General features: G+C 39.5%; 13 protein-coding genes. 6 read left to right on the forward strand and 7 right to left on the reverse strand.

Annotated features, from left to right (window positions below; genetic code table 11):
• Positions 1-120: 120 nt before the first annotated feature.
• Positions 121-1,212: an SEC-C metal-binding domain-containing protein gene (locus MHB38_RS01580; RefSeq protein WP_046342543.1), complete on the forward strand. Its 1,092-nt coding sequence runs from the start codon at positions 121-123 to the stop codon at positions 1,210-1,212.
• A 48-nt stretch (positions 1,213-1,260) separates the two neighbouring features.
• Here the strand turns inward: MHB38_RS01580 and MHB38_RS01585 are convergent, their stop codons facing one another.
• Positions 1,261-2,301 (reverse strand): DUF4352 domain-containing protein, encoded by a 1,041-nt coding sequence (locus MHB38_RS01585; protein WP_008342147.1) that lies wholly within the window; start codon positions 2,299-2,301, stop codon positions 1,261-1,263.
• 466 nt (positions 2,302-2,767) lie between these two features.
• On the opposite strand from MHB38_RS01585, the gene MHB38_RS01590 reads away from it, so the two are divergent.
• On the forward strand, positions 2,768-3,697 hold the full coding sequence (locus MHB38_RS01590; RefSeq protein ID WP_050826894.1) for an aldo/keto reductase: 930 nt from the start codon (positions 2,768-2,770) through the stop codon (positions 3,695-3,697).
• A gap of 35 nt (positions 3,698-3,732) precedes the next feature.
• On the opposite strand, the gene MHB38_RS01595 is transcribed toward MHB38_RS01590, so the two are convergent.
• Both MHB38_RS01595 and MHB38_RS01600 read right to left on the reverse strand, forming a co-directional pair.
• Positions 3,733-4,527, reverse strand: a complete 795-nt coding sequence (locus tag MHB38_RS01595; RefSeq protein WP_235701417.1) for a sensor histidine kinase — start codon at positions 4,525-4,527, stop codon at positions 3,733-3,735.
• Positions 4,528-4,709: 182 nt separating this feature from the next.
• Positions 4,710-5,411, reverse strand: coding sequence for a LytR/AlgR family response regulator transcription factor (locus MHB38_RS01600; protein WP_007498366.1), 702 nt, complete (start codon positions 5,409-5,411; stop codon positions 4,710-4,712).
• A 160-nt stretch (positions 5,412-5,571) separates the two neighbouring features.
• Here MHB38_RS01600 and MHB38_RS01605 point away from each other — a divergent pair, with 160 nt between their 5' ends.
• Complete coding sequence (locus MHB38_RS01605) at positions 5,572-6,312, forward strand: ATP-binding cassette domain-containing protein (protein WP_007498365.1); 741 nt, start codon at positions 5,572-5,574, stop codon at positions 6,310-6,312.
• On the forward strand, positions 6,312-7,493 hold the full coding sequence (locus MHB38_RS01610; RefSeq protein WP_050826896.1) for an ABC transporter permease: 1,182 nt from the start codon (positions 6,312-6,314) through the stop codon (positions 7,491-7,493). The genes MHB38_RS01605 and MHB38_RS01610 overlap by 1 nt, the downstream gene beginning before the upstream one ends.
• A 319-nt stretch (positions 7,494-7,812) precedes the next feature.
• On the opposite strand, the gene MHB38_RS01615 is transcribed toward MHB38_RS01610, so the two are convergent.
• Positions 7,813-8,634, reverse strand: a complete 822-nt coding sequence (locus MHB38_RS01615) for a hypothetical protein (protein WP_008359091.1) — start codon at positions 8,632-8,634, stop codon at positions 7,813-7,815.
• 405 nt (positions 8,635-9,039) lie between these two features.
• On the reverse strand, positions 9,040-10,101 hold the full coding sequence (locus tag MHB38_RS01620; RefSeq protein WP_035390550.1) for a DUF4352 domain-containing protein: 1,062 nt from the start codon (positions 10,099-10,101) through the stop codon (positions 9,040-9,042).
• Between the two features lie 539 nt (positions 10,102-10,640).
• On the opposite strand from MHB38_RS01620, the gene MHB38_RS01625 reads away from it, so the two are divergent.
• Both MHB38_RS01625 and MHB38_RS01630 read left to right on the forward strand, forming a co-directional pair.
• Positions 10,641-11,069, forward strand: coding sequence for a cell wall hydrolase (locus MHB38_RS01625; RefSeq protein WP_008342138.1), 429 nt, complete (start codon positions 10,641-10,643; stop codon positions 11,067-11,069).
• A 112-nt stretch (positions 11,070-11,181) separates the two neighbouring features.
• Complete coding sequence (locus MHB38_RS01630; RefSeq protein WP_017366553.1) at positions 11,182-11,964, forward strand: glucose 1-dehydrogenase; 783 nt, start codon at positions 11,182-11,184, stop codon at positions 11,962-11,964.
• 19 nt (positions 11,965-11,983) lie between these two features.
• On the opposite strand, the gene MHB38_RS01635 is transcribed toward MHB38_RS01630, so the two are convergent.
• Positions 11,984-13,024, reverse strand: a complete 1,041-nt coding sequence (locus tag MHB38_RS01635) for an acyltransferase family protein (RefSeq protein ID WP_017358596.1) — start codon at positions 13,022-13,024, stop codon at positions 11,984-11,986.
• 213 nt (positions 13,025-13,237) lie between these two features.
• On the reverse strand, positions 13,238-14,230 hold the full coding sequence (locus tag MHB38_RS01640) for an LLM class flavin-dependent oxidoreductase (RefSeq protein ID WP_202734015.1): 993 nt from the start codon (positions 14,228-14,230) through the stop codon (positions 13,238-13,240).
• Positions 14,231-14,381: the final 151 nt, after the last annotated feature.

Genomic DNA, 14,381 nt, shown 5'->3' on the forward strand with positions numbered 1-14,381 from the left:
TTAGACGTCTTTGTTATTTATCTGATCATTCTGATTTTTCTTTTTTCTTGAAAATAAAACTCTCCTGTGCAATCGTTTGTTAAAATAGTGAGGTTAGACTAGAATGTCGGAGGTTTTATTTTGGGAAAAATTAAACGAAATGCGCTCTGCCCATGCGGAAGCGGAAAAAAATATAAACATTGCTGTGGTCAAAAGTCAGGCGGAGAACAAACGTCTGAGCTTGTGTTTAAGGAAGCTGTACAAGTTCAAAAGGATTTAATGAATTATGCGTTCTCTAAGCATCAGAGAGCGATCAATCAATTCATTAATGAGTTTTCTTTCCTAGCAGATATGGATAAAGAAACGCAACAAATCTCAGTCTTTCATTTGAGTGTATGGGGCATTTTCTTCCGCCCATTAACAGATAAGAAAGAGACCATCTTCCAAGAATTCCTGACAAAAAAAGCAGAAGATATTACCCGTCCTAAAACAAGACAAGTGGTTGAATCTTGGACAGACATGGAGCCATCTTTGCTTTTATTAAATGAAAAAACGGACGAGTCTCTTTACTTTGAGAATATGGTGACAGCTGAGAAGGTTGAAGTTGATGTGAAGCCGGATCAAACTGTGCTGCCAGAGAAAGGTAGTCTTGTTCTAGGTTTCCCTGTTCAGTTTGAAGAAAAAGCAGAGTTTTTCATTCAATATACGATGTTTGCGAAAGAGTTTACTGATACGCTTCTTCTTCAAGTTCGCCAGCTCGTTGAAGCACATGAGGCAAACGGAGGAGCACATAGTACATTTATGAGAGAAGTCTTCCCTGAAGTGCTGAAGTGTATGTTTGCGAAGCAAGAAGTTGAAGAAACAGAAGCGCCTGCTCAAACAGAAGGAAGTACAGTAGGACTATCAGCAGATCGGATGGACTGGGCTAGTGATGTTCAGCTGGAAACAGCCAAGCTGATTGAAGACGGGATGAAAGAGCACGGTGACCAAAGCCTGACAGATGGCGCTTTAACGGTTTGGAAAGCTTACTGTGATCAGAAAGCACCTGTGATCCGTAAAGCGGCGTCATTTGCTGCGGGAATCGAATATTATATTCATTCACTTGCAAGTGATGCCCCGCTTTCTCAAGCACAAGTTGCTAAAAAGTATGGCATTAGTGCGTCCACTGTATCGAGCCGATTTAAAGACATTGAAAAAGCGGTCAAAGAAGAGCAAGAGACGACTGTATCATAGCATGAAAAAAGACGCGGCACCTTTCAAGGAGTCAGCGTCTTTTTTTCATCATCTTGTTTTAATAAAACCACTCATGTATTGCTCTGTATTATAATCATTGAGGTCAATTTTCCACTGACCATCTCCGTTACGTTTCATTTTCACTTCATACTCAGCAGGGCTTGAGACTGGAGGAAGCTTTTCAAACTCAGATGCGTACATATTCAAGCTTTTCTTATACAATTCTTCTTTCGAACGGATTTTGCCGTTGTAAAACTCATCTCTTTGTTTGTCTAGTTTGTCTTTTAAGTTAGAAGCATCAATACCGGTTACTTGAGCGACAACCTTCGCTTCGTCATCTGAGATGGTTTTCACACTTGTTTCCACTTTCGCTTTATCCTTCATTGTATTTTGCATGCGTTTGTACATGGATAAAATATCGCGGTCACTGACTTCGTTTCCATATATGCCCGCACTTCTCTTAAAGTCTTTCACGAACATTTCGTGATATTTATTAACGACATCTGATTGATTGTCACCTGTTAATTCTGAGAATTGATCATTCTTTTTGTCAAAAACAATGAGATCTGTATAAGCAGATAGCGCTTTTGCTGGGTTATCTAGCTTTTTCGCTGTATCTAGTATCTTTTCGCCGTCTAGTTCAATTTCGATCGAATCGCTGTTTTTCTTGATGCTATCTTGGTACACGAACTGATATTTTTTACCTTTATCTACTAGGAAATAAAGCGCTCCTGATAGTGATTTCCCTTTGTTCAATGACCCAAGATCAAGGCGGTCTTTACTGCCGTAGAATTTTAAATCAGAGACTTTGGCATCGTCCTGATAAAGGGTGAAATCAGAGTTATATAGTGAAAGGGCTTTATCACCTTTGTTGGTGATCGTCAGGTTGACTTTTAACACCAATTCATTGTCTCGCAAGGTAGTTGTTGAGTCTTCTGGTAACGTATATTCGTAGCTATTCACTTTTACCTCTGCTGTTTTTGTTGATTTTTGGTCAGCCTTTGTTGATTTTGCTGAGCTCTGGCAGGCTGCAGAGATGATCATCACGAATGAAATCATGAGGAGTGCACTTATTTTTTTAAGATTCACAGTTGATGCTCCTTTGCTTTTCTTTCGTCATTTTCTTCCCGTTATCTGACTGAGAAAAAAGAAACAGATAGAATGGTATATTCGGGTGTTAAAGGGGAAAATATCCTAATGACGATTTGCACTATTCATTCTATCGAATTTCATTCGTGATGAGGAATAGGTTTTAGTCCCTATCTTTGATAGATTTTTACACAAATACCTATAAAAAACGGAATTTAATAAGTAGAATATACTAGTTAATAAGAATTAATTTATCTATTTATCATGGGTTTTAAATGTTTTTTGTATAAAATTCTTGAAGTGGAGGTAGTTTTCATTTCAAAAGATGTGTTAGAATTCACATCGCAAAACTTTTTTCTTTCAAAGCGTCCACCTCCAGATTGATTTTCAGAGAGCAGAATACTTGAATGTTGAAAATGATTCATGGGAAAATAAGGATGATTAAGCAGATAAGGGAGATGAGCTTTTGAAAAAAGTAACGCTTGGACGAACTGATTTACAGGTGAATCCGATAGGGCTTGGAACAAATGCAGTAGGTGGCCATAATTTATTCCCGAATCTGAGTGAAGATGCAGGGCGGGAGCTAGTAGAAACAGCTCTTGATCATGGTGTCAATTTCTTAGATTCTGCTTTTATTTATGGGCTGGGCCGTTCAGAAGAATTGATTGGTGAGATCATTGCCAAAAGAGGCGGCAGAGACGAACTTGTTCTTGCGACAAAAGGGGCTCATAAAGAGGTAAACGGGCAAATTGAACTGGATAATAGCCGAGATTTCTTAAGACAGCAGGTCGAAGACAGCCTGAAGAGGCTCCAAACCGATTATATTGATTTGTACTATATGCATTTCCCAGATGGCCGCACGCCGCTGGATGAAGTGGCAGGTACTTTAAAGGAATTGAAGGATGAGGGGAAAATCCGGGCAATTGGGGCATCAAACCTTGATTTTGAACAGCTTCAAACCTTTAATCGAGATGGATACTTAGACGTGCTTCAATCAGAGTATTCTCTGCTAAAACGTCAGGCAGAACAAGACCTTCTCCCATACTGCGTGGAGCATGGGATTTCCTTTATCCCTTATTTTCCATTGGCGTCAGGCCTGTTGACCGGGAAGTTTACAAAGGATGCGACATTTGATGATATTCGAGCAAAGGACCCGCTTTTCCAAGGCGATGCTTTCCTTCAAAACCTCGAAAAAGTAGACAAGCTGAAGGCCATTGCGCAATCAAAACATGCCGAAACAGCTCATGTAGCGCTGGCGTGGCTATTGGCGCAGGAGGGCATTGATGCCATAATTCCTGGTGCAAAACGAGCCGAGCAAGTCTTACAAAACTTGAAAACAAACGATGTTCAGTTAACAAAAGAAGAAATCAACGAAATCGATCAGATCTTTTCATAATATAAAAAATAAGGTGCCAAGCAGCACCTTATTTTTTATGCCATTGTGAGAGGAATCTTGATCACGAGCCTCAGGTTTGGAGAACGATACGTAAAATCAAGCGTGCCGTCTGCCTTTTCAACAAGCTGATGAATGATATAAGTACCCATACCTTGATGATCACCGCCTTTTGTCGAGCGGCCAAACGTTTTGAACAGATGATCTAATACGTGTTTTTCCATTCCCTTCGTACTGTTTTCACAATGAATCAAAAAGAGCCCGCTCCGTATGGAAGTCATGACCGAGATGCTTCCTTCGTTCCCAGCTTGCTTCGCTTCAATGGCGGCATCTAATGCGTTATCAAGCAGGTTGCCAGTAAAACTCACCTGATCCGCTTTAGAAAAAGGAAGAGAAGAAAAGGGTGCTTGAAGATCTAGTGAAAGGGCAATCTCCTCTTTTTCAGCCCGCTGGAAAAAGGAATGAAGGGTGGAGGCCAAATAAGCATTTTCCCCTTTGATCCAAGGGAAATGTTTCACGTATTGCTGAATCAAATCTTTGATCTCATGCTCGTCATTCGATGCGGAAAAGGCATTTAAATGTCTAGCTGTTTCATGGTGTTTACTTCGCAGCTCAAGCAGCAAGTCATTGGTTCTCGACTCAGCATGAATCAGCTCTTGAAGCCGTCCATTTAATCGTTGCTCCGTTTGCATCATCTTGATGGAAAGGAGATCGGCTGTCAAAATGATGATGACAGTTAAAAGATGGCTTAGTCCATTTCCGTGCGTGAGAAAAAGTGAAATGCCTGAGCAGGTAATGAGCACAAAAGCGCCTAATATCATGTAACCACTCATAACTAGCCAAAACCTTTTGTAAATGAAAAAGGTGTAAAGGCACAAGATGCAAAAGGTCAGAAGCCACACCATGCTTGATGACAAAGGCAGAACAGCGTTAGCAGCAGCATGAACTGCAAGACCCAGCCAGATGAGCGTATATATGCGAAATCCAAGATAGAAAGCGTTCACGTTCGTTCTCCTTAAAAGTAGTATTTCTTAAAATATTCTAATTGCTGCTTCGTCATCATGGCTTTTTTATCAGTCCCTTCAAAAGACACGATAAATGAATTTTTGGCATACGCCGAAAAGTTCTTGATGTAATGAATATTGATGATAAACGAGCGGTGGGAGCGGATAAAGTCTTTCTCAGCTAAATCACCTTTTAACTCGTTGAGAGTTTGGTATGTTTGAATATCTCCTGTTGTTGTGACAATGGTCGTCGACCTGCCAGTACGTTCAACAAAGATGACATCCTTTTTTTGCAGTACATGGATATCTGATTGCTGCTTGATGAGAAGCCGTCCGTGAATGCTTTTCTCCTGCTTGGTGGACATGTAGCGCTCTAAGGATTTGGCGATTCGATCAGCTTGATAAGGCTTCATAATATAATCATGGACATTCAAATCAAAGGCATGGACAGCATACCCACTGTTTCCTGTCACAAATACAACATCTACATTCAGTGCATGAGAGTGAATAAGGTCTGCTAATTCATAGCCTGACATGCCAGGCATCTCAATGTCTGCAAACAATAGATCAATGTCGCCCTGTTTGACCTTCTCATATGCATCCTCCGCTGACTGCGTCACAAAAACGATGTCAACGGCATCCATTCTGCCGACAATGGCATGCAGCTTTTCTAAATCCACTCGGTAATCATCGACAAGACCTACTTTTATCATAAAAATCACCTATGACTCTTCTTATTATTTGTCTATTTTACCATTTGTTTTTTAAAATGGATCATTTCAAGACAGAAAAAGGACGTTTCGCGACATTTTTATGTCAGACAGGCGGTATTTTTTCTATCATAGACGTAGATAGTCGAAAGGGGCGAATCAAATGATTACTCTCAGCGATTGTAGTTGCTGGTTTACAGATAAGAAAAAAGTCGTAAAGGCGATGAAACATATGACGTTCTCCGTGAAGGAAGGAGAAGTCGTCGGCATTTTAGGAGAAAATGGTGCGGGGAAAACCACATTATTACGCGCCGTTGCGACATTATTGGAGCCTACTCATGGAACAGTCAATGTTGCAGGCTTTGATACAGTCAAAGAAGCAACTGAAGTGAAGAAGCGAATTGGGGTCTTATTTGGCGGCGAGACGGGACTTTATGACCGTTTGACGGCTCGTGAAAACCTTGAATACTTTGGGAAATTATATGGCTTAGATCAGCATGAAATCAAAGCAAGAATTGAGGATTTGGCAAAGCGATTCGGGATGAGGCAGTACATGGATCGCAAGGTAAAAGGATTTTCAAGAGGGATGAAGCAAAAGGTGGCGATTGCCAGAACATTGATTCATGACCCTGACATTATTTTGTTTGACGAACCGACAACAGGTTTAGATATCACATCGAGTAATATTTTTAGAGAGTTTATTCATCAGTTGAAACAGCAAAATAAAACGATTCTATTTTCAAGCCACATCATGGAAGAAGTCAGCCTGCTTTGTGACAGTGTCATGATGATACATCAAGGGGAGCTCGTGTACAAAGGAACGCTTCCAGAATTATATGCACAGGAACAAAGTGAAGACTTGAATTACATCTTTATGTCGAAGCTCGCAAGGGGGAATGCATAATGTGGAAAACCGTCTTTTTAAAAGAAATGACAGATTCGCTCAGAGACAGAAAAACGCTGCTCTTAACAGTGTTGATCCCTCTTTTGACGATGCTCGGACTCGTGTTTTTCTACGAAAGCATGATCGCTGATCCAGGCGATAAAACGTATACAGTCGCAATCAATGAAAAGCTTCCGTCCGATATGAATGACATGATCAAAGAAGTGAAAAACCTGAAACTTGAAACATTTGATGACCCGCAACAAGCCGTTAAAGACGGTGAGGCAAATGCTTATCTAGAAATGCCAAAAGATGCAGGCGATATGCTTCAGCATCAAACATCGTTTGCCATTAAAGTCCATGGGTATCCAACAGATGATGATTCCGTGATTGCGGTTCAAATGCTGCAATCATTGCTTGAACAATATCAAAACCAAGTCGTAGAAAAGCGTTTGGCACAGGATCAGATCAAATCGTCAGTGATCCATCCATTTGAGGTACAATCGGTTGATGTGCAAGAAGGAGAGGACGGGGATGGAGAAAACGGGGTGACCACCATGCTGCTGTCGATTCTCCTTCCAATGATTTTAGTGACGTCCGTGATCTCAGGTGCTTTGCCAGCTGCGCTTGATATCGTAGCAGGTGAAAAGGATAGAAAGTCAATTGAAGCTTTATTCCTGACACCGGCCAGCAGACTTCAGCTTTTAATTGGAAAATGGCTAGCTGTTTCTATGTTTGGTATATTAAGTGGCATTGTGGCGATTGGCATGCTGCTGCTCTCTACATTGCTCTTTACAGAAAAGCTGAAACAAGCGCTGAACTTCGGAGATCAAGTGTGGAGCATCATCGGTGTTATGTTTGCGGCATTAATTATTTTCTCATTCATGGTATCCATGATTGAACTGCTGCTCAGTGTCGTTTCAAGCTCAGTGAAAGAAGCACAATCGTACATGTCCATGATCATTACACTAGGTGTGATTCCGATGTTTTTCACCATGAGAGCAGGCGCTATGCAGCTAGATACGTATTACTTTGCGATCCCATTCCTTAATATTCACGCACTATGCAAGCAATTGATGTTTGGCATCGTTGACCCAATGTCGATTGGCCTGACGCTCGGCTCCTCGGCGCTGACAGTGATGATCTTGTTTGTCATCGTGAGAAGTTTGTTTATGAAAGAGAAATGGATGCTGGCGAAATAAATAAACGCCCTCTTTTAGAAGAGGGCGTTTATTAAATTGTTTATGGAGAAAAGATATTAAATTTGTAAACCAACAACTGAAAGTAAGTAAATATCATACAATCTTTTCTACTAAAAATGGTTTAAAACTCAGTTATCAGACCTTTGTTTTTTATCAAATATTTTGGAAATAAACCAATAAATAATAAAGGTAATAGGCAAAGCAAGAAAATAAAAAATATTTTTGGGTACATACATATTATAGAAATAATAAAATATTGTAATTACACATGCAAAGACAATGTATTTCACTATATTTTTCATATAATAATAGACTCCTCTTAATATATATCAACCCAACCATTATTAGGCCGTTTATCTCGTTTATCTAACTGTTTAGCAATTTGAGTACCAATGTCTAAATAATTTAAAGCGAAAGCTACAGAAACGCCAACTGCTGTTGCTAGGTGTTTTGCACCCCATGCTTTTAGTTTACTTGTAACTGTTCGGGTAAATATTTTCTGAGCTTCTTTCTTTCCTTTACTGATAATAAATGATTGAATAGCTCCTACTCCCCCTCCCACTGCTATTCCAATAGCAGTGTTTATTATAGCACCTGTTACCCTTACAGATAAACCAATCTTCCAAGCTGCCTGAGTCTCTTTAATTCCAATCATATCACTAAAAGTATTTTTTATTGTAGCAAATTGATTATCACTAAAGTCATTTTGATTATTATCTAAAGACTCCATTTCTTTTTCTAATTCAGATTGTACACCAGTCAAATCTTGATATGTTTCAGAATTTTCATCAAAGAAATCTACTATTGCTTCTTTAAATAATTCTTTTTCGTCAACACCGGATAATTCTGTTTGTTCGTCTACTATTTGATAAAATAATTTTTTTTCTTTATTTGTCATTTCATTTATAGAAGGTAGATTCATAACTTCTTCTTCGAGATCAAAACTTTTGGATAGAACGCTATCATCTAATTTTACAGTAGTGTCTATCCCTTCTACAGTCTCAGAAGCTAAGACCCCTTCTAAAACAGGATCTTTAACTTGATTAGGTTCTGCGAAACTAGTCAAAGGTGATAAAGCGCTAAGAGTAAAAACGAATACAGTTAAAATTGTGGCTCTCTTCAACATAAATTTAATTTTCATATTTTTAATATCACTCCTTTAATTGGTAATTAATTTTAACATATTGATAAAATAAAAAAGTTTAAATTTACCTTAAATATGATTCATAAGGTCATATAATAGCTGTTTTTATATTGAAAACATGTTAAATTTAATAATTTACCATTAAAGAATAATTTAAATTTAAATGTAATTAATTTAATAATATTTTTTGGTGATGTGAAATACATATATAGTGTTTTTATAAAATTAGTGAAGTCCAAAATAAGAATGTATACTATCAAACGAAACGCTTCCTACGTAAAGATATATAAAGCTAAGGAAACCTTGTCTACCATACGAGAATATTTTACATATAGAGAGTTCAGCATACTGTCGTGACAGATAAATATTCATAAAAAACCCCCGGGAACCGGGGGTTTTTCTTTAGTTCTTGATGAACTTTTCAACCAATGAGCTTGTTTTGTAGTCGTTCAAATCAAGTTTCCATTGGTCGATATCGTTTTTCTTCATGTTCACTTCTACTGTTTCTTCAGAAGATGATGGTCCTAATTTTTTAAATTCATCTGGATAGATAGAAAGTAGATATTTCTGTGCATCATCATAAGATGCTGTACGGTTTTTGCTGTAGAATTCAGTTGCTTTTTCTTTTAAACGATCGACAAGCGGGCTTGCATCAATTGGTGTAAGTGTCACAGTCACGACAGCTTTATCACCGCTGATTGATTTTGTTTTCGTTGATACTTTTGATTTTTCAGCTAATGTTTCTTTCACAGCTTTTAGAAGCTTATCAAGGTTTTCGTCTTTTGCTGAGCTAGATGAAATACCAGAAGAAGAAATATAGCCTTGTTTGAATGATTTATCAAATTCGTTTACGACAGTTGATTTGTTATCACCTGTTAGTTTTTCGAAATCGTCATTTTTCTTACCAAAAATCATGACATCAATATAAGAAGAAAGGGCTTTTGCAGACGCTTGAAGTGTATCTGCCTTTTTCATCAAGTCTTTTCCTTTAATATCGAATTCTAGTGTTTTGTCATCTTTTTTCGATCCAGAACCAGGCTCTGTGTAGACAAGTTGATAGTCTTTTTCTTTATCAACTACATAGAAAAGACCACCTTTTGATACTTTACCTGCATTTAGAGAGCTTGAAGATAATACTTCGTTGTAGTCATCAGGAGAGATGGTAGACACCTGAGCGTCATCTTGGTAAAGCGTAAAGTTGCTTTTATCCACATTCAATGGTTCTTTGCTGATGTTTTTTACAGATACATTCACTTTTAGGACATATTGATCATCCTGAACAGATGTATCGTATTGAGGTGGTAAAGTGTACTCAGCACTTTCTACTTTTACTTCAGCTGCATCAAGGGATTTTTTTGTATCGCTTTCTTTCGCAGCAGTTTTGTCTTTTCCACCACTACAAGCAGCAGCGACAACAGTTACACACAAAATCAGAAGAAACAGGGATAATTTCTTTTTAAACATGAGATGTTTTCCTCCTCGGGTTTTATGGTGAATTTCATTGGAAAGCTTTAGTTCATATCGTTCTTTTTGCACAAAAAGAAAAATACTGTATGTTTTTTACTGTAGAATGAAGCGAAAGTACTGTCAATACCTCAGTGCGTTCGAAAGGTTCATCCACTTCAAGTAGTAAAAATGACACTATGTTGAGAGGAGAAATGTGTATTTTATTGTTTGAAATCTCCTGTAAAAACTCAACATTTTATATTTTAAGGTTTTGAGTCGGATTATTGAATAGGTTCAAATGACTGTTTTTGAAGAAGATGTAGCAAATAGAAGGATTTTTATGACTTGTAAATGAGTCGTTAGTAATGAATATTTTTTCCTGTGATGTGTATGATCACTAGGTTTGTGTGTTGTTGACATAGAGACACTTGTCCAGCGAAATGTTGAGGTATTTAGACAGGCTCTCGACACGGAATGTGTCTTTTCCCTTCAAAATGGCAGTCATCTACACAGAAACCCTACATAAAATAAAAGAGAAATGAATGGGAGGTGGATGTATGGCAGTGGTAAGAGCGACAAGCTCTGATATTGATTTAATGGCCAGACTGCTGAGAGCCGAAGCGGAAGGTGAAGGGAAACAAGGGATGCTGCTTGTAGGAAATGTAGGCATCAATCGTTTGCGTGCCAACTGTTCTGACTTTAAAGGGCTGCGTACGATTCCACAAATGATTTATCAGGAGCATGCGTTTGAGGCGGTCACGCATGGCTATTTTTATCAGCGAGCACGAGAAAGTGAAAAGACACTTGCACGGAGGAACATTAATGGTGAACGATTTTGGCCTGCGAAATTCAGTCTTTGGTATTTTAAACCGCCTGGAAATTGTCCATCCACTTGGTACAATCAGCCGTTTGTGGCAAGGTATAAGTCACATTGCTTTTACCAGCCCACAGCTGAAACATGTGAGAATGTTTATAACACCTTTTAGTTTGATGAACAGCACAATCCTTTGTATTCAAGAGGATTGTGTTTTTCTTTTTTTCAAAATGGGTAACCATTGTGTATCAACAAGATGAAGCACGTGATTGGAGGAAATGAGAATGTATCAAGACTTAAAAGGGAAAACAGCCATTGTGACAGGTTCTTCTAAAGGCATAGGACAAGCCATCGCATTGAGGTTTGGACAAGAACAAATGAACGTGGTTGTGAATTATAAAGGTGATGAAGAGGGTGCTGAAGAAACAGTACAAGCCATCCAGCAGCATGGAGGTAGGGCGGTGAAAGTACACGCAGATGTCTCCAAAGAGGAAGGAATTCAGGCGTTAATGGATGCCGCGCTGGAGAATTTTAACGCACTAGACGTGTTCGTCAATAATTCGGGATTTAATGGTGAAGAAGCAATGCCGCATGAAATGACGCTGGAACAATGGCAAAAGGTCATTGATGTGAATATCACAGGCTCATTTTTAGGAGCAAAGGCAGCGATTGCCTATATGATGGAACATGATGTGAAAGGATCCATCTTGAATATATCCAGTGTCCATCAAGAGATCCCGCGTCCGTTTAATGTTCATTACTCTACTTCTAAAGGAGGAATGAATATGATGACGAAGACGCTGGCTCTTGATTATGCCGAAGCGGGTATTCGGGTCAATGCGATTGCACCAGGTACAATGGCAACGGAATCAAATGACGACCTTCAAGATGAACAAAAAAAACAAAAGCAGCTTGAGAAAATTCCAATGAGAACGTTTGGCGATCCGAAAGAGATTGGGTCCGCCGCTGCATTTCTCGTATCGAAAGAAGCGGCCTATATTACAGGTACTACATTATTTGTTGATGGAGGAATGACGCTTTATCCTTCTCAATTAAATGATGAATAATAGAAAAACATCCGCCCCATTAGCCGGCGGATGTTTTTTCTTTGTAGCGGTGTGCTGACTTTGCTGGTTTGCCGAGCAGCATAGGATACTTGCTCAAGAAAGAGATACATGGCACCATGAGCAGCAATGTACCGATCGTATAAAAGAGCGTCCAAGAAAGCTGCGCTGTATCAGAGATATTGATGCCTAGTCCGTAATAAACAAATGCCTTCATGATATCGATACCGGCAAATTGCAGGACGAGAATCACAATGGAATGACGTCCGAGATACGTCAATATCGTGGACGTTTTCAATTTGAAGCTTAAATAAATAACAGCAGCTGAACCGAGCAGTGCACAAGCATAAAAAATGAATAGATCCCCATAGTCATTGACCCGCATATCAATTCGTGAATTAAAGCTTTGCATATATGCAGTCAGTACAAGCAGACCTGTACATAACAGAAGGGTAGGATCTGTTTTTAATTCCACAAACCATTGTTTTGCTAAAAATCCGATTGAATAAAACACAACAGCCGTTAACGCAACGTTGGCATTCCAAGGGAGACTCTGGTTTAACAATAGCGTGGAAGCATATCCGGCTCCGCCACAAAGGACGGTCAGTAAAATCAATACAGCTGGTTTTCCTTTTGTCAGACGATGCATCAAGAAAAACAACATTTCCACTAAAAAGAGCGTCGTTAAAAACCAGATGGCTGGGTTATGCGTCAGTCTTGCTTCATCGGCATTTGAAATGAAAATCCCTGTAAAAGGAACGAATGGATCAATATCTGTTTGCCCCTTAAAGGCGAAAAATCGGGTCACCGTGAACCAGAAAACGTACGTAATAATGGAGAAATAGAGATAAGGTAAGAGCAAGCTTTTTGCTTTTTTCTGTATAAATGACATAGCAGGTTGTGAGGATGATCGAAACATCATACCTGATAGTAAAAAGAAGAGTGGCATATGAAAAGAATATATAAATTGCTTGAATGAATCAGGAATGGGTACATGTGCCATAACGACGAGCAGAATGCCGATTCCTTTAGCCGCATCCACCCAGTCGAGTCGCTTATTCAAGGCCAGTCATCTCCTTCCTTCTCAGCATTGTAAACCGTTACTTCATATGTACCTCTACTATATAAAAGGTACACCTACCATGCGTTTACAGTTCGCTAACGATTAGAAGACACATTTGCGATCAGATGACAGAAGGCAGCTTTTTGACATCTCGATGTTACATTTCCCATTTTTTATAACAATGTAAAAAAAGAAGCCAATGAAAGATTGGCTTCAAAATAGTTCTGCGATTCGTTCAAAGGAACGCTGTTTTTCCATTGGATTAAATGAATTGTTTAATATCATGATCTCGTCCGTTTGATAGCGGTCCATTAAGATTTGCAGCTGTTCTTTCACTGTTTGCTTTGAGCCAACAATCATTCGCTGGCGGTTTTGTAACACTTTTTTCTTTTCTTGCTCAGTGTAATGATAGTTCTCTGCTTCTTCTATAGAAGGAACGCGACTGTCCAGCCCTTTTTCAACCCGAAGTAGCCATAAATCTGTACTGGTGGCAATGCGGCTTGCTTCCTCGTCTGTGTCTGCGCAGATCACAAAGACAGCAAACATAGACTGAGGCTGACGTGAGAAAACGGATGGAGAAAAGTGTGACCGATACGCTTCAAAAGCTTGCCGGCCTCGTGCAGGATGAATAAAATGTCCGAAAATATAGTTGATTCCAAGTGATGCCGCCTGGATGGCACTGTTTTCCCCGAGTCCAAGCAACCAGACTGGCGGATAAGAATCAACGAGCGGAGCCGCTTTCACTCCTGCATGCCGATGACCAGAAGGCAGGCTGTCAGATAAGTAAAAAAGAAGGTCCTCCAGCTGGCGGTCAAATTGAGATAGTTCTTTCTTCACGCCGTCTGTCAATGCGAGTCTCGTCCGTTCAATTCCGCCTGGGGATTTACCAACCCCGATCTCAATCCGCCCAGGGTAAAGGGCTTCAAGCTGGCGGGTGACTTCTGCTACTTTAAAAGGGCTGTACTGCGGGAGTAAAATCCCCCCAGAGCCTGTGCGCAATGTCGATGTGTGTGAAGCAATATGTGCCATTAATATTTCAGGCGCTGTACTCGCGAGTCCTCTCGTGCTGTGGTGTTCAGCAAACCAATACCGCTCATACCCCAGTGTTTCCGCAAGCTTGGCCAGCTCTGTCGTATGAACCAATGTTTCTTGTGCGGTCTGACCTTTAGGGATGGAGACTTGATCTAATATATGAAGTGATGGCATCATCAACACCCTTTCATCAATACGTTGAATTCTATTCATAAGTATAAAGAAAGACATGAACGGAAGGAAATGAAAGGGTTTATCACAGCTATGTATGTGAATTTTCTATATCAACATATGAAGTGGAGGCGAGCTCTGTTTTTAAGCGAGA

The sequence above is a fragment of the Bacillus sp. FSL K6-3176 genome (genome assembly GCF_038003325.1).
GTDB classification, from domain to species: domain Bacteria; phylum Bacillota; class Bacilli; order Bacillales; family Bacillaceae; genus Bacillus; species Bacillus altitudinis.

What these genes read in the sequence shown, in the direction of transcription:
- MHB38_RS01595 (WP_235701417.1), bottom strand. Translation starts at nt 4,527, where the DNA reads ATGAGTGGTTACATGATATTAGGCGCTTTTGTGCTCATTACCTGCTCA.
- MHB38_RS01600 (WP_007498366.1), bottom strand. Translation starts at nt 5,411, where the DNA reads ATGATAAAAGTAGGTCTTGTCGATGATTACCGAGTGGATTTAGAAAAG.
- MHB38_RS01605 (WP_007498365.1), top strand. Translation starts at nt 5,572, where the DNA reads ATGATTACTCTCAGCGATTGTAGTTGCTGGTTTACAGATAAGAAAAAA.
- MHB38_RS01610 (WP_050826896.1), top strand. Translation starts at nt 6,312, where the DNA reads ATGTGGAAAACCGTCTTTTTAAAAGAAATGACAGATTCGCTCAGAGAC.
- MHB38_RS01615 (WP_008359091.1), bottom strand. Translation starts at nt 8,634, where the DNA reads ATGAAAATTAAATTTATGTTGAAGAGAGCCACAATTTTAACTGTATTC.
- MHB38_RS01620 (WP_035390550.1), bottom strand. Translation starts at nt 10,101, where the DNA reads ATGTTTAAAAAGAAATTATCCCTGTTTCTTCTGATTTTGTGTGTAACT.
- MHB38_RS01625 (WP_008342138.1), top strand. Translation starts at nt 10,641, where the DNA reads ATGGCAGTGGTAAGAGCGACAAGCTCTGATATTGATTTAATGGCCAGA.
- MHB38_RS01630 (WP_017366553.1), top strand. Translation starts at nt 11,182, where the DNA reads ATGTATCAAGACTTAAAAGGGAAAACAGCCATTGTGACAGGTTCTTCT.
- MHB38_RS01640 (WP_202734015.1), bottom strand. Translation starts at nt 14,230, where the DNA reads ATGCCATCACTTCATATATTAGATCAAGTCTCCATCCCTAAAGGTCAG.